This window comes from Microbacterium sp. NPDC057741 (assembly GCF_042798735.1).
Taxonomy (GTDB): domain Bacteria; phylum Actinomycetota; class Actinomycetes; order Actinomycetales; family Microbacteriaceae; genus Microbacterium.
Window position 1 is genome coordinate 232,073 of record NZ_JBHVJW010000002.1, and the last position, 24,870, is coordinate 256,942.

Annotated in this window: 19 protein-coding genes; 8 read left to right on the forward strand and 11 right to left on the reverse strand. The window is 70.0% G+C overall.

Annotated features, from left to right (window positions below):
• Positions 1–105 precede the first annotated feature (105 nt).
• Positions 106–4,503 (forward strand): S8 family serine peptidase, encoded by a 4,398-nt coding sequence (locus tag ACFVDO_RS08135; protein ID WP_378855033.1) that lies wholly within the window; start codon positions 106–108, stop codon positions 4,501–4,503.
• A gap of 54 nt (positions 4,504–4,557) precedes the next feature.
• Here ACFVDO_RS08135 and ACFVDO_RS08140 read toward each other — a convergent pair whose 3' ends face one another.
• Positions 4,558–5,571 (reverse strand): hypothetical protein, encoded by a 1,014-nt coding sequence (locus ACFVDO_RS08140; RefSeq protein WP_378855031.1) that lies wholly within the window; start codon positions 5,569–5,571, stop codon positions 4,558–4,560.
• 174 nt (positions 5,572–5,745) lie between these two features.
• Here ACFVDO_RS08140 and ACFVDO_RS08145 point away from each other — a divergent pair, with 174 nt between their 5' ends.
• Genes ACFVDO_RS08145 through ACFVDO_RS08160 form a run of 4 tightly spaced genes read left to right on the forward strand, consistent with a single transcriptional unit; the run spans position 5,746 to position 9,449 of the window.
• Positions 5,746–6,657, forward strand: a complete 912-nt coding sequence (locus ACFVDO_RS08145; RefSeq protein ID WP_378855029.1) for an ABC transporter ATP-binding protein — start codon at positions 5,746–5,748, stop codon at positions 6,655–6,657.
• Positions 6,654–7,472, forward strand: coding sequence for an ABC transporter permease subunit (locus ACFVDO_RS08150; RefSeq protein ID WP_378855027.1), 819 nt, complete (start codon positions 6,654–6,656; stop codon positions 7,470–7,472). Before ACFVDO_RS08145 ends, ACFVDO_RS08150 begins: the two co-directional genes overlap by 4 nt.
• Positions 7,473–7,497: 25 nt before the next feature.
• Positions 7,498–8,799: a histidine kinase gene (locus ACFVDO_RS08155; RefSeq protein ID WP_378855025.1), complete on the forward strand. Its 1,302-nt coding sequence runs from the start codon at positions 7,498–7,500 to the stop codon at positions 8,797–8,799.
• Positions 8,796–9,449, forward strand: a complete 654-nt coding sequence (locus ACFVDO_RS08160; RefSeq protein WP_378855023.1) for a response regulator — start codon at positions 8,796–8,798, stop codon at positions 9,447–9,449. Before ACFVDO_RS08155 ends, ACFVDO_RS08160 begins: the two co-directional genes overlap by 4 nt.
• A 351-nt stretch (positions 9,450–9,800) precedes the next feature.
• On the opposite strand, the gene ACFVDO_RS08165 is transcribed toward ACFVDO_RS08160, so the two are convergent.
• The 6 genes from ACFVDO_RS08165 to ACFVDO_RS08190 form a co-directional block, all read right to left on the reverse strand.
• Positions 9,801–10,286 (reverse strand): DUF1269 domain-containing protein, encoded by a 486-nt coding sequence (locus ACFVDO_RS08165; RefSeq protein WP_378855021.1) that lies wholly within the window; start codon positions 10,284–10,286, stop codon positions 9,801–9,803.
• Positions 10,287–10,790: 504 nt separating this feature from the next.
• Complete coding sequence (locus ACFVDO_RS08170) at positions 10,791–12,029, reverse strand: sensor histidine kinase (protein ID WP_378855019.1); 1,239 nt, start codon at positions 12,027–12,029, stop codon at positions 10,791–10,793.
• Positions 12,022–12,726 carry a response regulator transcription factor gene (locus ACFVDO_RS08175; protein ID WP_378855017.1) on the reverse strand — a complete coding sequence of 235 codons (705 nt, stop codon included), beginning with the start codon at positions 12,724–12,726 and terminating at the stop codon, positions 12,022–12,024. Before ACFVDO_RS08175 ends, ACFVDO_RS08170 begins: the two co-directional genes overlap by 8 nt.
• Positions 12,727–12,770: 44 nt before the next feature.
• Positions 12,771–14,582, reverse strand: a complete 1,812-nt coding sequence (locus tag ACFVDO_RS08180; protein WP_378855014.1) for an Ig-like domain-containing protein — start codon at positions 14,580–14,582, stop codon at positions 12,771–12,773.
• 43 nt (positions 14,583–14,625) lie between these two features.
• Positions 14,626–15,189, reverse strand: a complete 564-nt coding sequence (locus tag ACFVDO_RS08185) for a signal peptidase I (protein WP_378855012.1) — start codon at positions 15,187–15,189, stop codon at positions 14,626–14,628.
• A gap of 57 nt (positions 15,190–15,246) precedes the next feature.
• Positions 15,247–15,810, reverse strand: a complete 564-nt coding sequence (locus ACFVDO_RS08190; RefSeq protein ID WP_378855010.1) for a TasA family protein — start codon at positions 15,808–15,810, stop codon at positions 15,247–15,249.
• Between the two features lie 156 nt (positions 15,811–15,966).
• Here ACFVDO_RS08190 and dcd point away from each other — a divergent pair, with 156 nt between their 5' ends.
• Positions 15,967–16,572 carry a dCTP deaminase gene (gene dcd, locus ACFVDO_RS08195; RefSeq protein ID WP_378855008.1) on the forward strand — a complete coding sequence of 202 codons (606 nt, stop codon included), beginning with the start codon at positions 15,967–15,969 and terminating at the stop codon, positions 16,570–16,572.
• A 1,118-nt stretch (positions 16,573–17,690) separates the two neighbouring features.
• Here dcd and ACFVDO_RS08200 read toward each other — a convergent pair.
• Positions 17,691–18,299, reverse strand: coding sequence for a MarR family winged helix-turn-helix transcriptional regulator (locus tag ACFVDO_RS08200; protein WP_378855006.1), 609 nt, complete (start codon positions 18,297–18,299; stop codon positions 17,691–17,693).
• An 86-nt stretch (positions 18,300–18,385) separates the two neighbouring features.
• On the opposite strand from ACFVDO_RS08200, the gene ACFVDO_RS08205 reads away from it, so the two are divergent.
• Together ACFVDO_RS08205 and ACFVDO_RS08210 are read left to right on the forward strand one after the other, a co-directional pair.
• Positions 18,386–18,928 (forward strand): MarR family winged helix-turn-helix transcriptional regulator, encoded by a 543-nt coding sequence (locus ACFVDO_RS08205; RefSeq protein ID WP_378855004.1) that lies wholly within the window; start codon positions 18,386–18,388, stop codon positions 18,926–18,928.
• A 220-nt stretch (positions 18,929–19,148) separates the two neighbouring features.
• Positions 19,149–20,354 (forward strand): MFS transporter, encoded by a 1,206-nt coding sequence (locus ACFVDO_RS08210; RefSeq protein WP_378855001.1) that lies wholly within the window; start codon positions 19,149–19,151, stop codon positions 20,352–20,354.
• A 51-nt stretch (positions 20,355–20,405) separates the two neighbouring features.
• Here ACFVDO_RS08210 and ACFVDO_RS08215 read toward each other — a convergent pair whose 3' ends face one another.
• The 3 genes from ACFVDO_RS08215 to ACFVDO_RS08225 form a co-directional block, all read right to left on the reverse strand.
• Positions 20,406–22,313, reverse strand: a complete 1,908-nt coding sequence (locus ACFVDO_RS08215; RefSeq protein ID WP_378854999.1) for a CocE/NonD family hydrolase — start codon at positions 22,311–22,313, stop codon at positions 20,406–20,408.
• Between the two features lie 122 nt (positions 22,314–22,435).
• Positions 22,436–23,320: an AraC family transcriptional regulator gene (locus ACFVDO_RS08220; protein WP_378854997.1), complete on the reverse strand. Its 885-nt coding sequence runs from the start codon at positions 23,318–23,320 to the stop codon at positions 22,436–22,438.
• Between the two features lie 70 nt (positions 23,321–23,390).
• Positions 23,391–24,791 carry an MFS transporter gene (locus ACFVDO_RS08225; RefSeq protein ID WP_378854995.1) on the reverse strand — a complete coding sequence of 467 codons (1,401 nt, stop codon included), beginning with the start codon at positions 24,789–24,791 and terminating at the stop codon, positions 23,391–23,393.
• Positions 24,792–24,870: the final 79 nt, after the last annotated feature.

The following is a 24,870-nucleotide window of genomic DNA, read 5'->3' on the forward strand; positions in this document are numbered from 1 at the left end:
GCCAGATTCAGACACGGTTCCCCGTCAGGATCACCGGTAGCTCGCGGCCCCCCAACCGCGACGTCGACGTCGACTCCGTTCCTGGCCCCCTCCCCGAGGAGCACGATGAGTACACGCAGAAGACTGATGGGCGCCGCATGCGCGGCGCTCGTCGCCACGGCCATGGTGGTGACCCCGATGGGGGCATCCGCAGCACCGGCGCCGGTCGACCCGGACGGACCGTTCGCGGCCGGCCATCACGGCATCCCGGCACCCGGCGCACTCGGCGCAGGCAAGACGGGCGCCGGCACGAAGGACGCCGGCACGAAGGACGCCGCCGACCTGTACGAGAAGGCGCAGAAGGACGGCTTCACACCGATCGACTCGACCGGCTCTTCCGCCGTCGCCACCGAGAAGCTGGGCGCGGCGGACACACGGATGCTGCAGCAGGCGCAGGCCGCCGAGAAGAAGACGGTCACCGTGCTGATGGTCGCCAAGAAGGGCGCGACCGACGACGTGATCGGAGCGGTGCAGAAGGCCGGCGGCCACGTCGGAGCGGTCACGGACAAGCTCGGCTACGTGCGCGCGACCGTCCCCACCGACGAGGTGAGCACGCTCGCCGGCCTCTCCGCCGTGAGGGCGATCGACCTCGACCGCACCTACAAGGTGCCGAGCCCGGGCTATGGAACCCCCGGCGAGTCGGCGAAGGCCGCACCCCGCGCCGCCGCACCCGCCGCACCCGGCGGCCGCACACCGGCCGACAACCCCTACCTCCCGATCGGCGAGACCGGCGCGACGACCTTCACCGACCAGCATCCGAGTTGGGACGGTCGTGGCACCGTGGTGGGCGTGCTCGACACCGGAGTGGACATCGACCATCCCGCGCTGCAGAAGACCAGTGACGGGAAGCCGAAGATCGTCGACTGGGTCACCGCGACCGACCCGGTCACGGATGGAGACGGCACCTGGGTGCAGATGTCGCTGAAGAAGAGCGGCCCCTCCTTCACCTCCGCCGGCATGACGTGGACCGCTCCCGCCGGCGACTTCGAGTTCGGCTACTTCTACGAGATGGCCACCAGCGGCAGCGACTTCGGCGGCGACCTCGATCGCGACGGCAGGAACACCACCCGCTGGGGTGTGCTCTACGAACCGACCACCCACAAGATCTGGGTCGATTCCGACAACGACCAGGACTTCACTGACGAGGGTGAGATCGCTCCCTACGCGGTCGACCAGCAGGTCGGCCACCTCGGCACGGACGACCCGAACACCGCGACGAACGAGCGCATCCCGTTCGTCGTGGAGTACCGCGACGACGTCGACCTGTCCGCGCTCGGTGGCAGCAACGTCGGAAAGACCGCGGACTACGTGAACATCGGATTGGCCAGTGCCTCGCACGGCACGCATGTCGCCGGCATCATCGCGGGCACCTCGATGCTGGGCGGCGAGATGCGCGGGGCGGCTCCCGGAGCCCAGATCGTCTCGTCCCGCGCCTGCACCTGGGGTGGCGGATGCACCACAGCAGCGCTCACCGAGGGCATGATCGACCTGGTCATGAACCGCAACGTGGATGTCGTGAACCTGTCGATCGGAGGGCTGCCCGCGCTCAACGACGGCTCCGATGTGATCGCGATGCTGTATGACACGCTCATCGAGGGTTCCGGCGTGCAGATCATCGTGGCCGCGGGCAACGATGGCCTCGGCACCAATACCGTGAGTTCGCCGTCGGTGGCGAACAAGGCGATCTCGGTCGCCGCATCCGTCAGCGCCCGCACCTGGTGGGCCGACTACGGTTCCCTGGTCTCGGCGAAGCAGAACATCTTCGGCTTCTCCTCGCGCGGGCCCGCCGAAGACGGCAGCTTCGCACCGCAGGTGTCTGCACCGGGCGCGGCCGTCTCGTCGATCCCGATGTGGCTCGACGGGCAGGCGGTTCCCGAGGCCGGCTACGCGCTCCCCGTCGGGTACGGCATGCTCAACGGCACCTCGATGGCGGCGCCGCAGGTCACAGGCGCGACGGCTCTGCTGCTCTCGGCGGCCAAGGCTCGCTCCATCCAGGCCGACCCGGCCGCGATCAAGACGGCACTCACCGGCACGGCGAAGCCGATCGCCGGAGTTCCCGCAGCGGCGCAGGGCACCGGCATCATCGACACCGCCGGAGCCTGGCGGCAGCTGGCCAAGAAGGTGTCGGTGAACACTCTGAAGATCAGTGCGCCGGTGTGCACTTCGCTCTCGGATGCGCTTCCGAAGCCCGGAACCGGCGACGGCATCTACAACCGCTGCCTGCCGGGCGGCGGCGGACAGGTCGTGGGTACCTCCAAGAGCTACACGGTGTCGGTCGAACGAACCGACGGCAGCACACGCAGCGTCGCCCACAAGATCGGCTGGATCGGCAACGACGGCACGTTCAAGGCCCGCTCGTCACTGCCGCTGAAGCGTGACGATGCGGCCGATGTCACCGTCACCGCCAAGGCCGCGAAGCCGGGCGTGCACAGTGCGATCATGACGATCGACGATCCCGCGACGGTTGGCATCGACCAGTTCGTGAACGTCACGGTGCTGGCGACCCAGCCCCTGAAGGCACCCGGCTTCTCGGCGACCACATCCGGCACCCTCCCGCGGGCGGGTTCGACGTCGCTGCTGGTACCGGTGCCCGAGGGCGTAGAGGCACTGCAGCTGACTCTGGACGGGGTGGCCGCGAACAGCCAGGTTCGAGTGCTTCCGATCGATCCCGACGGGATCCCGGCGGACTCGAACGCGAGCAACCACTGCTACACGAACTATGCGGATCCGGCCAAGTGCGACCCGAACGCCCGCGCGGTGTACCGGCCGAAGGCCGGCGTGTGGGAGTTCGTCATCGAGGCCAGGCGCACCTCGGGAACGGATGCCAACACCTACAAGGCCGCGGTCTCGCTGCAGGGCATGACCTTCGACCCGAAGAGGACGACGCTCGACGCGGTCACGATGAACGCGCCGACCGATCTCGCCGCGACCGGGAAGAACGTCTACGGGCCTGTCACGGCACACGTCGCGGCGGGTGAGGTCGGCACCGTGCGCAACCTGTTCTCGACCGTCACCCAGGGGCAGCTCACGGCCAACCAGCTGTTCGTGCCCCGCGGCACGACCCGCCTGGACGCCATGCTGACCCCGCGGACGCCTGCCGACCTGGACTTCTACGTGTACTTCAACGGTCGGCCGATCGGACAGGGGACCACGAGCGGGAACGGGGCCGAGCGCATCATCGTCGACAACCCGAAGCCCGGCACGTACTACATCGTGGTGACTGGAATGGCGGTGCCCGAGGGTGGTGTCACCTTCGACTACCACCAGGAGATGTACTCGGTGGGGCAGGGCACGATCACGGGCGCGTCGGATGCGACGTTCGACCTGGCGTCCGGGGCGACCATGCCGGTCGCCGGTGACCTCACCGTCGCCGCGCGGCAGTTGACCGGCGATCCCATGGTCGCCAGGATGCGGGTCGCCAATGAGCACGGCACGTTCATCGGGGCGGTCGACGTCGACATCGCCAAGGTCGAGGTGCCGCAGCTCGACGTCGTGAAGTGGGCGCCGCCCTTCGTCGGCGCGGCCCTGACCGACGACGGAATGGTTGCGGGTGACCGGCAGTACAACGCCCGGATGACTCCGACGACCTGGACGGCGGAGGACGGGTTCGTGAACCTGAGCCTCGACGACAGCAAGTACGGGGCAGCGATGGCGATGAACCAGAAGAGGGAGGCCTCGGGCATCGCGACCGACAGCGCACTGCACAATGTCCCCGCCACCTGGGCCGCTGACGGCGCGCTGACCGTGATCGGAAATCCGGACTGGCGTGCGTACTCGGCGGGTTACGCGACGGGCATCAACGGCAACGGCGTCGTCGCGGGTTTCTCGGAGGCGACCATCAAGGAGTCCGACGGCAAGTACCACAACTACAGTGACGGATTCGTGCGCACCGCAGAAGGCGGGTTCCGCAAGTTGGAGCACCTGTCGGACAACCTGGCCGGTGATCAGCCTCGCGCGATCAACGACGCCGGCACGATCGTGGGCAACTCGCTCACCACGGAGTGGGATGCGCACGCGGTGACGTGGGACGCCGCGACCGGGGCGATCCGCGACCTCGGCACGCTGCCGGGTCAGTACTCGGCGCAGGCGAACGATGTCAACGCGACCGGCGCGGTGGTCGGCACCAGCGGTGACGACGCTTTCGTGTGGACCCGGAACGGCGGGATGAAGCGTCTCGCCGACTACGGGTACAACGCGACGGCGGAGAAGATCTCCGACGACGGCTGGATCCTCGGCACCGTGGAGCTGGACCCCGACTACGCGGTCTCCGCGCTGTGGGATCCGCAGGGCCGGCTGTGGGACGTCTCCGGCATGGTGCCGGTGGAGAAGGGGAGCTACTTCGTCCCCACCTACAGTTTCGACATCAACAACCGTGGCCAGCTGATGGTCTACGGCGAGGGCGGGCCCGGCCAGGCGCCGTCAAGCACGGTGATGCTCGGCATCCCTGCCGCGCTCACCGAGTGACACGCGTCCCGCCGGACTCGTCAAGGGTCCGGCGGGACTCCGCGTGCGCGGGCGCTACAGCCAGCCGCGGTCGCGCGCGTGCCAGCCGAGCAGCACCCGCGAGTCGGTGCCGGCGAGATCCATCAGATGCCGCACCCGCCGCTGCACCGTCCGCAGACCGATTCCCAACCGCGACGCGACAGCGGCATCCGTGTGTCCGGCGAGCAGCAGTGCCAGCACCTCACGGTCCGCAGGATCTGCGAGGTCGTTCGGGGAGGCGAGCGACGAATCGACCGTGCCGCCCGGACCCTCCCGAAGCTGCATCGCCGAACGCCACAGACTCTCGAAGCTGAACGTCAGGCAGTCCAGCAGCCCGCCGGGGCGCACCACGGCGATCGCGGAGTGCTCCATCCCGCCGTCGTCAAGCTGCACGATCGCCGCCGCATCGTCGACGATCAGCAGCTTCGCCGGCAGCGACTGCATCATCCGGATCTCCTGTCCCCGGTCCAGGGATGCGAGCAGGTCCTTCTCGGCGGCGGGCTCGTCGAGCACGGTCCGCTCGATGATCACGCGCTCGCGCAGCCTGCGGCCGGCGATCTCCCGTTCGGTGTCCGTCTCGGCGAGCCCGAACACGGCGAACGGCGGCTTCGCGAACAGCCGGAACTGCTCCCGGCCGGAGAGCAGCAGGTGGGTGAGCCAGGAGCCGATCTCGTCCCGGCCTCGCACGATCTCGATGCCGTCCGATGCCGTCTGCTCCCGAGCCGAGCGGTACTGGTCGCTGAGGCTGTCGAGTGCGGCTCGGGCCTCGCGGATCTGCTGCTCGCGCCGAGCGAGTTCGCTCCCGAACGCCAGCGCCGGCGAGACGGCCTCGACCCGGCCGTCTGCGTGGATGTCGATGAGCCGTGCGGCGGCGAGGTCGGCGATCAGGGTCTGCGCCATCGCGGCGCTCCCGTCCAGTCGCGTGGGGAGCGTGGCGGAATCCGTCGGCCCGATTGCGACGATCGTGCGATATGCCGATTCCAGTCGGGGATCCAGATCGATGCCGGAGAGTGAGCCGATGGGAGCCGAACCATCGTTGACGTCGGTCATTCCACAACCATAAGGTTCGGGCGGCGGCGTTTCGTCTCGCTGCCCTCGCTCGAGCACCGGGAAGCCGCGCTCGCTCCACGACCAGGGGAGTGGCACCCAGGTACCACCCGTCCGCCGCAGGATCATCCAGCAGGCGGACGCGCGGGGCCCACTGCCGCGAATAGCGTCGAAGACATGATCACAGCAGAAGGCCTCGGCAAGAGGTTCGGAGACAAGAAGGCCGTCGACGACGTGTCGTTCACCGTGCGGCCCGGTATGGTCACCGGGTTCCTCGGACCGAACGGCGCCGGCAAGTCGACCACGATGCGCATGATCGTCGGGCTGGACAAGCCGACGTCGGGGCGCGTCACCGTCAGCGGTCAGGAGTACCGCCGGCTGCCCGCACCGCTCACCGAGGTGGGCGTGCTGCTCGACGCCAAGGCCGTGCACACCGGCCGCACCGCTCGCAACCACCTGCGCGCGATGGCCGCCACCCACGGCATCCCGTCGTCGCGCGTCGACGAGGTCATCGACATCGCCGGCATCGGCTCAGTCGCGAACAAGCGCGCCGGCAAGTTCTCGCTCGGCATGGGGCAGCGCCTCGGCCTGGCCGCCGCGCTCCTCGGCGACCCGCACACCCTCATCCTCGACGAGCCGGTCAACGGTCTCGACCCCGAGGGCGTGCGCTGGGTGCGTCAGTTCGTCCGCCACGCGGCATCCGAGGGACGCACCGTGCTGCTCTCCAGCCACCTCATGAGCGAGATGGCGCAGACCGCCGACCACGTCATCGTGCTCGGCCGCGGCAAGGTGCTGGCGGATGCTCCGCTGGATGAGCTCGTCCGCGCCTGGACCAGCACCACCGTGCGCGTGCGCACCCCGCGCGCCGCCGATCTCGCGGCCGTCGTCGCGGGCCCCGCCACCGAGATCGTCAGCACCGGACCCGAGACGTTCGACGTCGTCGGCGTTCCGGCATCCCGCATCGGCGATCTCGCCGCCGAGCACCGCATCCCGCTGCACGAACTCACCCCGACCAGCGGCTCGCTCGAAGAGGCCTACATGGCCCTCACCGGCGACTCCGTCGAGTACAAGAGCAAGGACATCGCATGAGCGTCCAGACCGCGCCGGCCCGGCGCACGCACACCGAGACCTCGGACTACCGGCTGAACTTCGGGCACGCACTTCGCAGCGAGTGGATCAAGCTCGCCACGGTGCGCTCCACCTGGTGGTCGATCGCGATCACCGCCGTGCTCACCGTCGGAATCGGCACGCTGATCGCTGCCTCCGTCCCCGGTGACAGCGGCTTCCCCGGCATCCAGGCCGTGGTCTCGCCGATCCAGTTCACGATGCTGCTGGCAGGCATCCTCGGTGCGATCGCGGTGACCGGCGAGTACTCCACCGGCATGATCCGCTCCACCCTCACCGCGAACCCGATCCGCGGCGGCGTGCTCGCCGCGAAGGCGACCGTGCTGGCCGTCTTCATGTTCGTCGCGTCGCTGGTGATCTTCGCCGTCACCGCCGCGATCGTGACTCCGATCCTCGCCGGCAAGGACCTCGGCATCGACTGGGGCGACTTCAAGGGATCGATCGTTCCCGTGCTGGTCGCCTCGGTGACCATGGCCGTGTTCGCCCTGATCGGCGTCGCCTTCGGGTTCATCATCCGCAACGGCGCCGGTGCGATCGCCGCGACGGTCGGCCTGCTGTTCGTGCTGCCGGTCGTGGTGAGCATGTTCGGCATGGCGGGTGACGGCTGGCGCTGGATCCTCGATCTCGCGAACTACCTGCCGTCCGCCGCAGCGCAGAACGTGATCCTGCCGCAGGACGACTGGGGTCTGACCTGGCAGGTCGCCTCCGTGACGCTCGCCGGATGGGTCGTCGCAGGCATGCTCGGTGCCTGGGCCGTGCTGCGCAACCGCGACGCCTGAGCGTGCTGAGAGCAGAATAGTCAGCGTGACCTCCGACAGCCGCAGCTCCTCCCTCCCTCGGGACGAGGAGCTGCGGCTGCCGCGCACCCCCGGCGTGATCCGGCGGTTCTGGGCGCGGCATCCGCTCTTCGCCGACATCCTCATCGCGGTCCTCTGCCTGATCCTCTCGATCTCGCCGGCGGCGACGTTCAGCGGACCCGGCAGAGCGACGGTCGTCGGTGTGGTGATCGCGCAGGGGATCGCACTCACCGCCTGCGTGCTGGTGGTGTGGCGGCGGAGATGGCCGTACGCCCTGTTCGTCGTCTCGATGCTGGTCGCGTCGATCTACCTGTTCGCGCAGTACCCGGTCGGCGGTCCGCTGCTGCTGGTGTCGACGTACGCGCTCGCCGTGTACCGCTCCGCCCGCGCGTGCTGGACGGCGCTGGGCATCGGGTTCGGCATCCTCATCGTGCTGACGATGCCGCTCGCGATCACCGGCGTCGTTCCGTGGGGCACGGCGATCAACGCCATCCTCAGCGAGGCCGTGCTCGGCCTGATCGGCGCCCTGATCGGCGTGAACGTCGGCAACCGCAAACGGTACATCGAGGCGGTGATCGACCGCTCCCGGCAGCTGCTGGTCGAGCGCGACCAGCATGCGCAGCTCGCGGCGGCGGGCGAGCGCGAGCGCATCGCCCGCGAGATGCACGACATAGTCTCGCATTCGCTCACCGTCGTCGTCGCCCTCTCGGAGGGCGCCGCTGCGACCGGCGACCCGGATCGGGCGAGGGATGCCTCGCTCGCCGCCGCCGACACCGCCCGCAGCGCACTCGCCGAGATGCGCTCGATGCTGGGCGTGCTGCGCGCCGGCGACGCGCCGCTCGAACCCGCCGCTCCGATCGATCCCGCCGAGCCGGTCGCCGCCGCGCGCAGCGCAGGGTTCACCGTGTCTCTCGTCACCAGGGGCGCCCCGGACGTGCCCCCGGCCGTCGCTTTCGCCGTCGGCCGGATCGTGCAGGAGGGGCTCACCAACGCGATGCGGCACGCCCCGCACGCGACCGCGATCGACGTGCGCCTGGACTACACCGCCGACCCGGTCGTGATCGAGATCGTCAACGACGGCGCCACGACCGGCACGGATGCCCCGGGCTTCGGCCTGCGCGGCCTCGCCGAGCGCGCCGCGCACCTGGGCGGGTCGTTCCGCTCCGGCGCCGTCGGCGGAGGCAGATGGGCGCTGCGGGCAGAGCTGCCCCACCGTCCGACGAGCTCGGGGGCCGAGTCCGACACCGGGGCGCTCAGCCTGGAACGCCTCTTCCAGGGCCCCTCGTCGAGCTCAGGGAGCGATGCATGACCGAGCCCATCCGCGTGCTGCTCGTCGACGACCAGGCGCTCATCCGCATCGGCTTCCGCATGGTGCTCGAGGCCGAGGGCGACATCGAGGTCGTCGGTGAGGCCGGCGACGGCGCCGTCGCCGTGCGACAGGCCGACGCGCTCTCGCCCGACGTCGTGTTGATGGACGTGCGGATGCCGGGCATGGACGGCATCGCGGCCACGGAGACCATCGTGCGCGAGCACCCCGGCATCCGGGTGCTGGTGCTGACCACCTTCGATCTGGACGAGTACGCGTTCGGTGCGATCCGCGCCGGCGCGAGCGGCTTCCTGCTCAAGGACGCCCAGCGCGTGGAGCTGATCGCCGCCGTGCGCGCGGTGCACCGGGGAGATGCGGTGCTGGCACCGCGGGCGACGCGCGCTTTCCTCGATCAGCTGTCAGCGCAGCCGGCACCGGCGGCATCCGGCCCCGACCCGACGGCTGCGCTGACCGACCGCGAGCGGGAGGTGTTCCTCGCGATGGCGCAGGGACTCACCAACGCCGAGATCGCGGAGCAGCTCTTCCTCAGCGAGTCGACCGTGAAGACGCACGTCGGACGCGTGCTCGCGAAGCTCGATGCCCGTGACCGCATCCAGGCCGTGATCATCGCGCACCGGTGCGGGCTGGTCTGACGCCGCGGCGAGTGCCGCACCTCGGAGTTCTGCGGAATCTCGGAAGGATGCCGCATTCCGGAGGGATGCCGCCGCGGGCATCCGCGGTTCTGCAGATCTCCGAGATGCTGCCGCAACGTGGCGGGAGCTGGTGCGCTGCGGCGCGGGATGTCCTGGCATCCGCTTCTCGGAGTTCTGCAGTGTTTCGGAGGGATGCCGCGCTGCGCATTCGCGGTTCTGCAGATCTCCGAGATGCTGCCGCGCGGTGGCCGTGCTGCCGGGCGACCGGGCCGCCCGGCGCCGCACGCCGCACGCCGCGCGGCGGCCGGGGCACGCGGCCCGGCCGGGCGCGCGGCGCGGAGGCCCGTCGTCTCAGCCCTCGAACGCCTGGCGGACCGTGTCCTCGTCGACGCCGACGAGGTTGCTCGCGATGAGCGTGCCGTTCAGGCCGTGGAAGTGCTCGGCGAGGCGATCGCGGTCGGTCTCGGTGTTCACGACGAACAGCGCGGACGTGCCGGGGGTGACCTCCTTGCCGATGCGGTCGAGCTGCTCCTTGGTGATGCCGACGGCATCCATCTTCTTCACGAGCAGCGCGATCGCGGCACCCGCGGCGGCGCCGATCAGCGGCAGGAAGAACAGCACCCCCACGAGCGCACCCAGCAGCGCGCCCCATCCGCTGGCCCGCCAGTCGTCACGGTGCTCGTACTTGACCTTGGGGCGGTCCTCCCCGGTGGTCCACTCGATGACCGCGTAGTCCTCGATCTTGATCAGGCCCTCGCCTGCGGCCTCACGGAGGATGCCGCTCGCGGTCTCTGCGCCGTCGACGGTCTCGAACTTCCAGGCGGTGAATGTCGTCATTGAAGGCTCCTTCGGGAAGCGGTTGCTGTCAGGATCATCCTGGCAGTGCGGGGCGTCCTTCGTCTCGCTTGTATCGCGGATCCTGGGCGAGCGCCCTTCGTCTCGCTTCGCTCGCTCAGGACCCGCGACGGGGAGTGCTCTCAGAGTCCGGGGACGGGGAGTGCTCTCAGAGTCCGGGGTGGGGAGTGCTCTCAGAGTCCGGGGTGGGGAGTCAGCTCAGGGCCCCGGGGTGGGGGAGAGCACTCAGGGCCCCGGGGTGGGGGAGAGCACTCAGGGCCCGGGTGGGGAGGGCGCTCAGGACCGGGGGCGGGAAGTGCTCTCAGCGTCCGGGGTGAGGAGTCAGCTCAGGGCCCCGGGGGCGGGGTGGGCGCTCAGGGTTCGGGCCGGGGAGCTCGCTCAGAGTCCGGGGCGGGGTGGGTGCAAGGCCCCGGGGGCGGGGTGGGTGCTCATGGTCCGGGGCGGGGAACGCGCTCAGGGCCCCGGGGGTCGGGAGTCCGCTCAGGATCAGGGGGTAGGCGCGGAGGCGGGCAGCATCAGCGAGAAGGTCGTGGTGGGCGAGCTGTCCAGCAGCAGGTGGCCGCCCAGCGACTCGGCGAGCTCCGCCGACAGCGCGAGGCCGATGCCCTCGCCGGAGGTGGCGCTGCGCTGCTCGGGTCGACGCTGGAAGACGACGTTGCCGCTGGGCCGCGGTCCCTCATCGGCCACCTGCACGGTGACGTACTCCGCGCGCCGGGTGCCGCTGACGGTGATGTCGCCGTGGCCGTGCGTGATCGCGTTGTGCAGTAGCACGTCGAGGATCTGCGATGCCGCCGAGGGTGCGTCGCCGAGTGCGGCCTCGATCCCCGAGAGACGGATGCTGCGCCCCGCATCCTCGGCCGGTGCGCTCCAGCGCTCGACCGCCGCGCGGATGACCCCTTCGAGCGGCTCGCTCGTCCCTGCCCCGGGTGAATCGCCGCGCGCCATCTCGAGCAGTTGCGTGATCGCGTCGGCGAGCCGGTCGATCTCCTTCACAGCATGGTCGAGCTGCTCCCGTACTGCGGGCGGCGTCTGCGGCCACAGCGACAGGTCCTCCAGCTCGAGCCGTACTGCGGTGATCGGGGTGCGCAGCTGATGCGAGGCGTTGGCCGCGAACTCGTGCTCTCGTCGGATCCTCGTCTGGAGGGTCGTCGCGCTCTCGCGCAGGGCAGCGTCGATGGCCCGCGCCTCGGGGATGCTGAGATCCTGCGGCTCGCCGCTGAGCGGACCCTTGCCGATCGCCTTCGCGGTCTCGGCGAGCTGCACGAAGGGGCGGGACATCCGTCGGGCGAGGAGCACGGCCGCCACGGCCGCCACCGCGATGGTGAGCAGCCCGAACCAGATCACGGGCTGCAGGGCGGTCTGCACTCGCGACGCGATCAGCTCATCCGAGCGAGCGAAGGTGACCTCGCCGTCGCCGGTCACGTCCACGGTCGCGGCGATGTCGTCGGAGCGCGCCGGGATGCCGGCATCCACGACCGTCCCGTCCGCGGCGGTGTACGAGATCCGCTCCTGGTCCTGCAGGAGCGGTGCGAGGAAGTCCTCGGTGACCGGGGCGGTGCGCTCGTGCTCGGCGATCAGCGCGGAGAACAGTTCGGCGGCCCGCTGCACCCGCTGCGTCTCGGTGGTGTGCACGAGGTCGGGGATCATCAGCGCGCGCGGCACGCCGTACAGCGCGACGATGCCCACGGCGAGGGCGATGAAGACGATGACCAGTCGGTCACGCATCGGCCGTTCCCTCATCGAGCCGGAATCCGACTCCGCGCAGCGTGGTGATGCGCACCTGCGCTCCGGCCTCGTCGAGCTTCTGCCGCAGCCGTGCCATCGTCACGTCGAGCGTCTTCGTCGACCCGAACCAGTTCTCGTCCCACACCTCGTCCATGAGGTGCTCGCGCGTCACCACGGTTCCGCGACGCGAGTCCAGCTGCGCCAGCAGGTCGAACTCCTTGGTGCTCAGCGGCAGCTCGCGCCCGCCGGCGAGTGCGCGGCGGGCCGCGGTGTCGACGGTCAGCGGCGACCCGGCATCCGCTGGTTCGCGCGGAGCGGATGCCGGTGCGGCAGCCCCCGCGCGGCGCAGCAGCGCGCGAAGCCGGGCGAGCAGCTCGGCCAGGGCGAACGGCTTGGCGATGTAGTCGTCGGCGCCGACGTCGAGGCCGACGACGCGGTCGAGCTCTCCGTCGCGGGCGGTGAGGATGACGATGCCGCCGGTGAAGTCCTGCTCGCGCAGGCGACGGCACACGTCGAGGCCGTCCATGTCGGGAAGGCCGAGGTCGAGGACGATCAGATCGACATCCGAATCGGCTCGCTCCAGCGCCGCACCGCCCTCGGCGACCCGCTCGACCTCGTATCCCTCCCGGTCGAGCGTCCGCAGCAGGGGAAGCGCGATGCCGTCGTCGTCCTCCACGACCAGGATGCGTCGTCCCACGAGGTCGAGGCTATCGTCATCCTCCGGAAATGGGATACCAGACATCAGAACTCCCTGTCCGAAGGTCCGGTCTCGGTGACCGGGGCGGTCGAGCAGGCGGTGCCCGCGAGGTCGGTCGCCGTCGCGGACGGCGACCAGACCATGTTCGCCGCCGTGGTCGCGGTGCGTAGCGTTCCTCCGCCGCCGGTCACGGTGCCCAGCGTGATCCGGATGACGGTGACGGATGCCCCGCCGACTGTCGCTGTGGTGGCGGTCATCGTGGCGGGGAACGTCGCCGTCTTGCCCGACTTGATGTAGTCGCCCCGCAGGTTGACGGCCCCGACGCGGACGGACGCACTGCCGATGAGCACGTCGATCTGGTCGGCGGTGCCACTGCCGCCAGCCAGCGCTCCGTCGCGCAGCCTCACGGTCACCGCCAGGCTTCCGCCGTTCCAGCCGGCGGCGATGCTGCCGGTGGACATCTGCTTGCTGTACGTGAGGGTGATCGTGTCACCGGCATCCGCTCGTCCTGCGACGGCCCCGCCGTTCGCCGTCTGCACGTCGAGTCCGCGCACCGGGGTGTTGTCGACGCGGCGGCCGGTCACGGTCGACACGGTCTGCTTGCCCGAGCCGTCGACGAGGATCACGCGCAGGTCGTACAGTCCGTCGGGCACCGAGGTGGTGTCCCACGTGCAGGTGTACGGCGCGGTGGTCGTGGTGCAGGTGGTGACCCACGCGGTGGTGCCGGACGGCGCGTACTGCATGGTCACGGAGGTGACGCCGGCGGTCGAGTCGGCGGACGCCGAGAGCTGGCTGGTGCCGGACAGGTAGGCGCCGGGGTCCTCGAGCGAGACCGAGGAGATGGTGTTGTCGACCAGGCGGGTGATGGCGGCCGAGGTGGTGGTGTTGCCCGCGGCGTCCGTCGCGATCGCGCGGAAGCCATAGTTGCCGCCGGTGAGTGAGGTGGTCTTGAAGCGGCACGAGTACGGGGCATCCGTCGCGGTGCAGATCGTGGTCCAGACTCCGCCGATCCCGTACTGCAGGGCGACGGATGCCACGCCCGAGTCGGCATCCGACGCGGACGCCGCGATCGTGACCGTCCCGCTCAGCGGAGCGCCGGGGTCGACCATGCTCACGGCCGGTGCGGTGTTGTCGACCAGCACATCGGTGATGATCGGGGAGATCGCCGTGGTGAGTGTCTGCGTGGCGACGGCGCGCAGGTCGTAGAAGCCGTTCGCGAGGCTCGTGGTGCTCCAGTTGCAGCCGTACGGCGGCGCGAGCAGGTTCAGGCAGAGCGATCGCCAGTTGCCGCTGCCGGCCGCGGCGTACTCGATGCGAACGGTGTACACGCCGAGTCCGGCGTTCTGCAGCGTGGCGCTCAGCGCGACGGTGCCGCGCACGGCGTCGCCCGGGTCGGAGAGCGTGACGCCGAAGTTGTTGCTCACGGCGACCCGCACCGACGCCGAGGTCGTGGAGTAGCCTGCGTTGTCGGTGGCGATCGCGCGCACGTCGTAGGCGCCGTCGGGCACCGCGGAGGTGTTCCAGCTGCAGCTGTACGGCGCGGTGCTCGCGGTGCACAGCGGTGTCCAGGTCCCGGCGCCTGCTGCCTGCACCGAGAGAGCGACGCTCTTCACGCCTGTCTCGCCGTCGGCTGCGGTGGCGGTGAGGGTCACGACGCCCTTGAGCGCCGTGACCGGTTCCTGCACGCCGACCGTCGGCGGCGTCCAGTCGGCGGCAGCCGTCGCGGTGCTCGGAGCATTCGTGCTCGACGAGATGTATGCGGCGGTGGAGAACTGCGGGCCGTTCAGCGCGGAGAACGCGATGAGCGCGATCGCGAGCGCGGCGAGTGTCGCCGTCCTCAGGGTCGTGCCGATCATGGTGGTCCTTCCGGGTTCTCCTCCGACGCTACGGATGCGAGGGTTACAGCTGGGCAACAGCGGCTGCTCGACGCGGCCACAGTCTCAGTCCGCGCAGCAGATCGCGCAGGTACAGCAGGGCGATCACCGCGGCAGGCACGCCGATCGCCAGCATCCGGATGCCAGGCAGCGAGAGTGCGATGAACACCCAGCCGACCGCCGGGATCCAGCCCTCGACGCGCGGCTGCGCAGACGCGGCGAGCGTGAAGGTCCACGGGTCGGCGCTCGCGTTCGCGTCGCCCTTTGTGCGGAACACGCGGCCGCCTGCGGCATCCGGCTTCTCGCTGATCTCGACGATCCGGTGCGTCACCAGCTCGGTGACGCCGGAGTCTTTCGGCGGCAGGTACGTGATCACGTCTCCCTTCCGCAGATCGCTGACCGGCACCTGACGCTCGATGACGAGCGCTCCCCTCTCGAAGGTGCCGGACATCGATCCGCCCGTGATCACGTACCGGTCCATGCCGAGCAGTCCCGGAACGAGCATGAGCGCCACGAACCCCAGGGCGATCGCAGTTGCGCTAGCGATGAGGGCGCTACCGATCGTGCGGGTCGTCTTCTTGGCGCTCATGCTCGTTCCTTCCCCGGCCCTCGGGTGGCCGGCTTGTTCAGTGAATCGGAGGGAGACTCACTGCTCGGTCGTGGTCGCGGCGGTCTGCGTCGCGTTCCACGAGTAAGTGGCGGTCGCGCTCTTGCCCTGCTCGGCGTTGGTCGCCGACTGGGCGAGCGTGATGCTGAAGGTGTAGTCGTGGCTCTCACCGGCCGCGTAGGTGCCGAGGTCGAGCGGGCCGGCGGCGGTCAGGTCGCCGAAGGTGCCCGACCAGACCGGGGTGGAGGTGCCGGCCCTGGTGATGGTCAGACCGAGGTTCGACTTGGTGGCGAACCCGTTGACGGCGTCCTCGGTGAGAGCGAACTTCGCGGGCAGGCTGCCCGAGTTGGTGATGGTGACCTTGCCGTTCAGCGTGTCTCCCGGCTTCAGGTTCGATGCGTTGAAGATGGCGCTGCCGGCCTTGGAGTTGGACTGCGCGAGGGTGCCGGTGCTGTACGCGTTCGCGGTGTTGACCGAGTTGGAGATGAAGTCCGCCCCCGATCCGACGGCGACGGCGGCGGCGACCAGCAGGCCGGCCAGTGGCACGATCAGCCTCTTGCGCGAGGTGGTGGTGGCGGGGGTCTCAGCGATGTTCTCGTTCATGCGTGGCATCCGTTTCTGGAAGTGGGAAAGCTCTTGAGAACGAAGCTATTGAGGCCGGGTCAACGGGCGATCCACAGCAGGGCAACGGCCGGGCCAGCGCTCGGCCACGCGTGCGAGCCCGGGTAACAGCGCGGTGACGCCGGGTACGCTGAATTCGTGCTTCTCAGCGATCGCGACATCAGGACAGAACTGGCATCCGGCCGCGTCGGACTCGATCCGCTGGATCCCGGGATGGTGCAGCCGTCGAGCGTCGACGTCCGGCTGGACCGCTACTTCCGGCTGTTCGACAACCACAAGTACCCGTTCATCGATCCCGCCGAGGATCAGCCCGAGCTGACCAGGCTGATCGAGGTCGAGCCGGACGAGCCGTTCGTGCTGCATCCCGGGGAGTTCGCACTCGGCGCGACCTTCGAGCAGGTCACGCTGCCCGACGACATCGCCGCGCGGCTGGAGGGCAAGTCCTCGCTGGGGCGCCTCGGGCTCATCACGCACTCGACCGCAGGGTTCATCGACCCCGGGTTCACCGGGCACGTGACCCTTGAACTGGCGAACGTCGCAACGCTGCCGATCAAGCTGTGGCCGGGCATGAAGATCGGGCAGTTGTGCTTCTTCCGGCTCAGCTCACCGGCCGAGAACCCGTACGGGTCGGGCGCCTACGGCAACCACTATCAGGGGCAGCGCGGACCCACGGCGTCGCGCTCGTTCCAGAACTTCCACCGGACCGACGTCGGTGTGACCGACGCGGGGGCGACCGGGAACTGACGCGCACCCTCGGGGCGTCCCGTCCGGCCCGCCCGGTCACGCCAGGGATGGGTTTCGGTGGTTCGTGGGCCTGGAAGCCGCGAAAGGCATCCTTGCGGCGCGTGCTCGCGGCCGGCGTGGCTCGGCGCATTCGACCGGGGATGGGCTTCGGCGGTTCGTGGGCCCGGGGCCCGCGAGAAGCATCCCTGGGGCGCGTGCTCGGGCCGGCGTGGCTCGGCGCGCTCCGACCGGGGATGGGTTTCGGCGGTTCATGGGCCTGGGGCCTGCGAAAGGCATCCCTGGGGTGCGTGCCCGCGGCCGGCGTGGCTCGGCGCGTTCGACCGGGGATGGGTTTCGGTGGTTCGTGGGCCTGGGGCCCGTGAAAGGCATCCCTCCGGTCTGCGCGCGCGGCCGGCGTGGCTCGGCGCGTTCGACCGGGGATGGGTTTCGGTGGTTCGTGGGCCTGGGGCCCGCGAGAAGCATCCTTGTGGTGCGTGCGCGCGGCCGGCGTGGCTCGGCGCGTTCGACCGGGGATGGGTTTCGGTGGTTCGTGGGCCTGGAACCCGCGAGAGGCATCCCTGGGGTGCGTGCACGGGGCGGGCGTGACTTGGCGCGTTCGACCGGGGATGGGTTTCGGTGGTTTGTGGGCCTGGAACCCGCGAGAAGCATCCCTGTGGCGCGTGCTCGTGGGCGGTCCGCGAGCACGGCGTGGCGTGGGGATGGTTTCGGTGGTTTGTGGGCGTGGAACCCGCGAGAAGCATCCCTGTGGCGCGTGCTCGGGCCGGCGTGGCTCGGCGCGTTCGACCGGGGATGGGTTTCGGTGGTTCGTGGGGCTGGAACCCGCGAGAAGCATCCCTGGGGTGCGTGCTCGGGGCGGGCGTGGCTCGGCGCGCTCGCCTGGGGATGGGTTTCGGTGGTTCGTGGGCCTGGGGCCCGCGAAAGGCATCCCTCCGGTCTGCGCTCGCGGCCGGCGTGACTCGGCGCGCTCGACCGGGGATGGATTTCGGCGGTTCGTGGGCCTGGGGCCCGCGAGAAGCATCCTTGTGGTGCGTGCTCGCGGGCGGCGCGCTGAGCGCAGACGCGAAGAGGGCCTCGATCACCGAAGTGATCGAGGCCCTCTCGTCTGAGCGCGTCACGGCTCAGTGGGTGTGGATGTGGATGTGCTGCACCTGCGGGGTGTGACCCCAGTGCGCGCGTCCGGGGCCCCAGTGGCCGTGTCCGCGGTGGCCGCCCTCGAACGGGGCGCCCTCGGAGACGCGGCGCTCATAGTGGCCGTGTCCGCGGCCGTGCGGGCCGAAGCGGTGCTCGCGGTGTTCGCCGCCGTGGCGGTGTCCGCGGTGCTCTCCGCGGTGGCGACGGGGGAGCGGCGTGCCCTCCTCGTAGCCGAAGGCGCGGGCGATGTTCTCGAGCGACGCCGTCATCACGGCGAAGTCCTCGGGGGTGACGACCTCGGCGACCTGCGCGCGGATGCCGTCGACGACGGCGCCCAGGCGCTCCTTGGCGGCGCGACCGGAGTCGGTGAGCTGCCAGGTGCCGGAGGTTCGGGTGACCCAGCCGCGCTCGGCGAGCCGGCGGATCTTCGGGGCCTGGGGATCGCCGCCGTCGGCGACGAGGTTCAGCAGTCGCCAGTCGCGGCGGGTGAGGCCCTCGTTCTCGAAGGCGGTGGCGAAGCGGTCGGCCATCAGGCGGTCGATCGCCGTGATCCAGAAGCCGAACGGACGGGTGGTGTTGTTCTCAGAGTTATTCATGGGAAGTCCTTACTTGTCATATTGCATGTACATGCATTGTGACATGCAATGCGAGTGCATGTCAAGTCGCATGTAAAATCGGATGCATGACCAGCCCGACGCCCGATCCCGCCGACCTCATCGCGGACGCCCTCTCCCGCCTGCGCGGACGCGGTCCCGCCAGGGCGCACGAGGGGCACGGTCACGAGGGTCACGGCGGTCCGCACGGACGCGGCGGCGGGATGCACGGGCATTCCGGGCCGCATGGAGCGGGGCCCTGGGGTCGCCACGGCGGTTGGGGCGGACCCGGCATGCGCGACTTCCCGGCCAGGCTGCGGATGCTGGAGGCGCTCGCCGCGGCATCCGGTCCGCTGGGCGTGAGCGACCTGGCGGAGGCGATCGGCGTCGACCAGCCGCGCGCATCGCGGCTGGTGCAGCAGGGCGTCGAGAACGGCTGGGTGCGGCGCGAGGCCGACCCCGACGACGCGCGCCGCACCCGGATCGTGCTGACCGACGACGGCCGGCGGATGCTGGGCGGCGTGCGCGGGCAGCGCCGCGACCGCCTCGACAAGGCGCTCGCCGCGCTGACCGAGGACGAGCGCGCCGAGCTCGCACGTCTGCTGGGCAAGCTCGCCGACAACTGGGAGTGACGGCGGCGCTGCAGGAACACCGCGCGCCGCGGGCCCGACTGCGGATGCGGCGGCCGCCGCGCCGCGCATCCGCAGGTTCACGCGGTGCGTCGCCCACGCACTCCGAAGTTGCGCATGCCCGGGGGCACACGTCGGGCTGGGATCCCGGGTCCGGACGATCGGTCGGATGCGCCGGACGCACGGTCGGGCGGCCGCACCCGGCAGACGGGATGCTTGATACATGACCACGACCGCGCCCGTCCCCGTGACGACTCCCGCTCTGCCCAGGCTGCGCTACGGCGCCCTCATCGCCATGATGGCGATGAGCTTCCTGCTGGTGACGGCGGAGTTCCTGCCCGGCGGAGTGCTCACCGAGATCGCCGCCGACATCGGCGTGACGCCCGGTCAGGCCGGGCAGATGGTCGCCGTGACGGCGCTGGCGGGACTGATCGTCGCGCCGACGATCGGCCTGGTGCTGCCGCGGCTGAACCGGCGGGCGCTGCTGGTGTGGATGGCCGTCGGAGCCACCGTGTCGAACGCGATCGTCGCGATCGCGCCGAGTCTGCCGCTCCTTCTGGCGGGTCGCGTGCTGCTGGGCGCCGCGCTCTCGGGCTTCTGGGCGATGTCGATCACCGTGGCCGCGAAGATCGCCGGGCCGGAGCGGCTCGGCAAGGCGGTGATGTTCACGTCGGCGGGCACGTCGCTCGCGACCGTGGCGGGCGTTCCGATCGGCGTGATGCTCAGCGAGGTGCTGGACTGGCGTGCGGTGTTCGGCTTCGCCGCGGTCGCCACCGCGTTGCTGGCCCTCGCGCTGCGGATGCTGCTGCCGAGCGTGCCTGCGGAGAACTCGGCCTCGCTGTCGACGCTGCTCGGCACGCTGCGTCTGCCCGGCATCGGGCTCGGCGTCGCCGGCCACGTGCTGGTCGTGCTCGGCCACTTCCTGGCGTTCACTTACATCCGGCTCGCGCTGGAGCGGGTGACGGATGCGGGGCATCCGATCGATCCGTCGGCGATCATCGTGCTGCTCGCGCTTTTCGGCGCGGGTGGGCTGGTCGGCAACATCGTGATCGGCATGATCATCGACCGCACCTATCGCGTGTTCGCGGTCGTCTCCCCGCTGGTGATCGCATTCGGCACGCTGGCCGTGATCGCGGTATCCGGTTCACCGGTGCTGGTCGGTGTCGCGGCGTTCGTGTGGGGCTTCTTCTTCGCGTCGTGGCTGCTGATCGTGAACACCTGGGTGGGGCACCGGATGCCGGATCGGCTGGAGGCCGGCGGCAGCATCGTGGTGGTCGGCTTCCAGGCGGCGATCATGATCGCCGCGGGGCTGGGCGGGCTGCTCGTCGACGGACTCGGCATCGTGCCGGTCTACGTCCTGGGGGCCGTGCTGCTGGCGATCGGTGCGGTGCTGTTCGGCATGTCGAACCGGGCGGGGGCGCGGGGCTGAACAGCCGATGCCCCTCCTCGGAGAGTTCCGAGGAGGGGCATCGCCGTGCTGTCAGTCCTCCAGACCCCGCAGCAGCTCCTGTGCGGTCGGCAGGGTGCCGTCCACCAGGTTCTCGGTGTCCTCGACCTTCAGCTTCCCGGGGCCGAACCCGCTCATCGGGCCGGAGACCGGCAGGTTGAGCCTCGTCGGGGCGAGGTCGATCGTGTACGGGTTGCGGGCGGTGTCGGGCATGATCACGCCGTTGTTGCTGCCCGTGATGACCAGGCCGAGCTGGTGCCCGGCCGGGACCACGACGTCGTTGGCGGCCAGTTCGACGGTGCCCTTGTGATCACCGGCGCCGTCCAGTCGCATCCAGCCTCGGGCCAGCACCTGCAGATCGCTGGTCTGCACGCGCTTGGCCACGTCGACGTAGCAGGCGTCGTCGGTCGCGGTCTCCGCACCCCAGCACGACTCGGTGCCGAGGTTCATCGCCCCGTCGCCGCTCGCCGAGACGCGATCCATCGTGCCGTAGTCCACCAGCATCACCGACACCTGTCCGACCGGTGCGGAGTGGTTGACGGTGATGTCGACGGTCGGGGTGCCCGAGATCCGCAGCTCGTGCTTCGTGGTGCCGGTGGTCCACAGGAGCCGGTTGGGGTTGTTCGCCAGTGAGACCGCGGCAGACTCCGAGACGCGCCCGGTGTTGATGTAGCTCGCGGTTCCGGTGCCGGGCTTGCCGAGCGCCATCGTGCCGTCGCCCTGCAGGCGCAGCTGCATGCTGCGAGCCGAGGCGATCGGCCAGACCTTGGACTGCTCCCACCGGTTCGGGCCGACCTCGACGCTGACGGCCGGTTCACGGTCGATGCCGTTGTCGATGCCCATCAGTTCGGAGTCGAACCAGCGGTTCAGCGTCTTGACCCAGAGCGCCCGCTCGGAGTCGAACGGGTCGACGTGGCCGAGACGCGTCAGCCACATCTTGCGCTTGACGCCGGTCTGCTCCAGATCCGCCCACCACTTCGAGGCGTTCATGGTCTTGACGTTGTTGTCCTGCAGACCGTGCACCAGGAACACGCTCGCCGTGACGTTGCGCACGTCGTAGTGCGATCCGCTGCGGTAGTCGCGCTCGGCCCAGAAGTCGGTATACGCCCCGGACTCGTCGCCGTCGTTCGCGTTCATCCAGTTCAGCTTCGCGCTGCAGTCGGTGGGGACGGTGCGGTTCGCGGCGACGGCGCTGGACAGGTAGCCGGCGTAGTTGTTGGACTTCACCGCGCCCTGCCACCGGTTGTAGTCGTACCAGGAGCTGATCGCGCTGATCGGGACGATGGTCTTCAGACCTTCCACTCCGGTCGCGGCGACGCCGTTGGCCAGCGTGCCGTCGTAGGACTTGCCGATCATGCCGGTCTTGCCGTTGCTCCAATCGGCGCTCACCGGATCGCCGTCGGCGTCGTAGCCGGTGGCGTTCCCGTTCAGCCATTCGATGACCGCTTTGACCGACTCGACGTCGGAGACGCCGCCCTCGTCGACGCATCCTGTCGAGCGGGCGGTTCCGGCCATGTCCACCGCGACGAACGCGTAGCCGCGCGGCACGAAGTAGTTGTCGTAGTAGAGCGGCATCTTCTCGACGACGCCGTTCGCGTCGTACTCCTTGTGCTCGCCCTCGTTGCCGCGCCCGCTGCTGAGGTAGTACGGACTGGCGTCCATGACCACCGGCACCTTGGCGCTGCCGTCCAGTTCCTTCGGCCGGACGATGTCGGCCGCCACGCGTTCGCGCTGCCCGTCACCGTCCAGGTCGGGTGCATCCACCCAGACCGTCTCGCGGATCGCGCCGGCGTAGTCGTACACCGGCTGGGTGGTCCCGTCCTTCAAGACGACGGGTGGATTCTGATCGGTGGCAGCATTCGCCGGGCTGCCTGCGGCGCCCAGGGCCAGTGGCGCGACAACCGCCGCCGACCCGAGCAGGGCAAGGAACTTCGTCTTCATTGATGAAACCTTCCGTAGGAGACTGCTGTGTTTCCTCTCGGTGTCAACTGTGACGTTTCACACACTACCGGGCGGACGCGGGCGCGCCAGGGGCAGCCTAGCGGCGGTGGGCGGATGTGGGCTCAGGCCGTCGCGAGCCGGCGCTGCGCGCGCCAGGCCGACGGAGTGGCGCCGACGTGACGGCGGAACGCGCGGCTGAAGCCCTCATCCGAGGCGTACCCGAGCTCGCGCGACACCGCGCTCACCCCGAGTCCGCGTGAGAGCAGCTCCTGTGCGGAGCGCATCCGAACCGAGGTGACGTAGCCGGCGGGCGAGAGGCCGTAGGCCTCGCGGAACCGCTCGGCGAACACCGAGCGCGACATCGCGCCGACGGCGGCGAGGGTCTCGACCGTCCAGTCCCGGCCCGGCTCGGCGTTGATCGCGTCGACGACGCGGTCGAGGAAGGGGTCGGATGCCGCGGCCGGCCACCCCGCGGGCGCGCAGCCGATGGCGACCCAGGCGCGGATCACCGACGCGAGCACGGTCTTCGCCATCATCCGGCAGATGACGCGATCGCCGCTCCGGTTCGCGCAGATCTCGGCCGAGTCGATGCCCATCACCTGGGCGAGCGCGGCCGCCGCCGGCTCGCGGGTCGCGAAGTCGGCGATCCAGGCGAGCTCGGGCAGCAGCGCAGCGATGTGCGCGGCCTCGTCGGCGAAATCGAGTTCGGAGACCAGGACGGATGCCGCGTCCTCTGCGACGATCGCCGTGTCGTGGCGCCCGCTCACCAGCAGCACATCGCCGGCGGTGAGGATCTGCACCGGCCTGCCGGCCGAGCGGATCTGCACCTCGCCGGCGAGCACGTACGCGAAGGCGAGGGCGGCCGGGCCGAGCACGAGCGTGTCCCCGTCGAGTCGATAGCGGACCTGCTCCCGGATGCGCACCTCGACGGCGTCGAGCAGCATCTCGAGCGCCGCGCCGGGGTCGTCGCCACCCGGAGCGGGGACGCTCACGCGCGGCGGCGTCATCGCGATCAGGCTCATGAAGGGGCGAACCGCGGGCCGGGGACGGGTATTCCTGGACCCGTCACATCTTCGGTCAGAGCCGCTCGTGCTTCGGCAGCCGCACCAGCAGTAGCAGGACGAGCCCCACCGCCAGCACGATCGCGAGCCCCAGGACGCCCCAGTAGGTCGCGCCGAAGGCGGTGATGAACATCGCCCACATCATCGGCGACAGGAAGCTGGCCACCCGGCCGGTCGTCGCGTACAGGCCGAAGATCTCGCCTTGCAGACCGGTCGGCGTGACCCGGGCGAGTAGCGACCGCGACGCCGCCTGCGCGGGGCCGACGCAGCAGGACAGCAGCAGACCGGCGATCCAGAACACGATCTTGCCCTGGTCGTGCAGCAGGAACAGCGCCACCGCCATGGCGAGCAGCGCCGACAGCGCGGTGACGATCACGGCCTTCGCGCCGAAGCGGTCGTCGAACCGCCCGGCGATCATCGTGGAGATGCCGGCGACCACATTCGCGGCGATCGCGAAGATGATGACCTCATTGGAGGAGAGGTGGAACACGACAGCGCCGAGGATGCCGCCGAAGGCGAACACGCCGGCCAGACCGTCACGGTACACCGCGCTCGCGACCAGGAACCAGAATGTGGGACGGTGCGTGCGGTACAGCCGCGCGATGTCGCGGATCAGCTCGCCGTAACTGGCGAAGAACCCCACCTTCTTCAGGCCCTTCGTCGCCGGCGGCTCCGGAACGTTGCGGAACAGCGGGATAGAGAACGCGATCGTCCATACACCGCAGCCCACCGCGATCAGGCGGTAGGCCAGCCCGTTCGAGGTGTCCATGCCGAACCAGTCGAAGGTCGTGAACACCACGATGATCGTCAGTGCGACGATGCCGCCGATGTACCCGAGGCCCCAGCCCAGTCCGCTGACCCGGCCGACGGTCTTCGGCGTCGAGACGCTCACCAGCATCGCGTTGTAGTTGACGCCGGCGATCTCGGAGATCACCGCGCCCAGCGAGATGACGATCGCGCCGTACCAGAAGAACGTCGGGTCGGCGAAGGTGAAGAAGAGCGCGAACTGCGCCAGCGCGAGCAGCATCGTCGATGCGAACAGCCACTTCTTCTTCGATCCGCTGCGGTCGGCCGCCTGCCCCAGCACGGGTGCCAGAAGAAGGATCAGGATGCCGGCGGCGGTCGTCGCCCACCCGTAGCCGCTGGTGAGGTCGGCGACCGCCTTCTCGCGCACCGGATCGGTCTCGGGCAGAGCTGCGATCTCGGGCGGCAGGAAGCTGGGCCCGGTCAGGTACAGCGACACGAACACGAACGTCAGCAGCACCGAGTTGAACGGCTGCGTCGCCCAGTCCCAGATCGCCCAAGAGAGCACCCGCTTGCGGGGGATCGGCGTCTCGTCGCCGCTCTCGGCGAACGTGGCGCCGAACGCCGCGAGGGCGCCGGTGTTGGCGGTGGGCGGCGGAACGTCAGCGGTCATGCGCGTCACGCTACCGGATGCCGGTGACCGGCGTGCGAACGCGCCTGAGCACCGGCATCCGCCGATCTGAGCGTCCGGT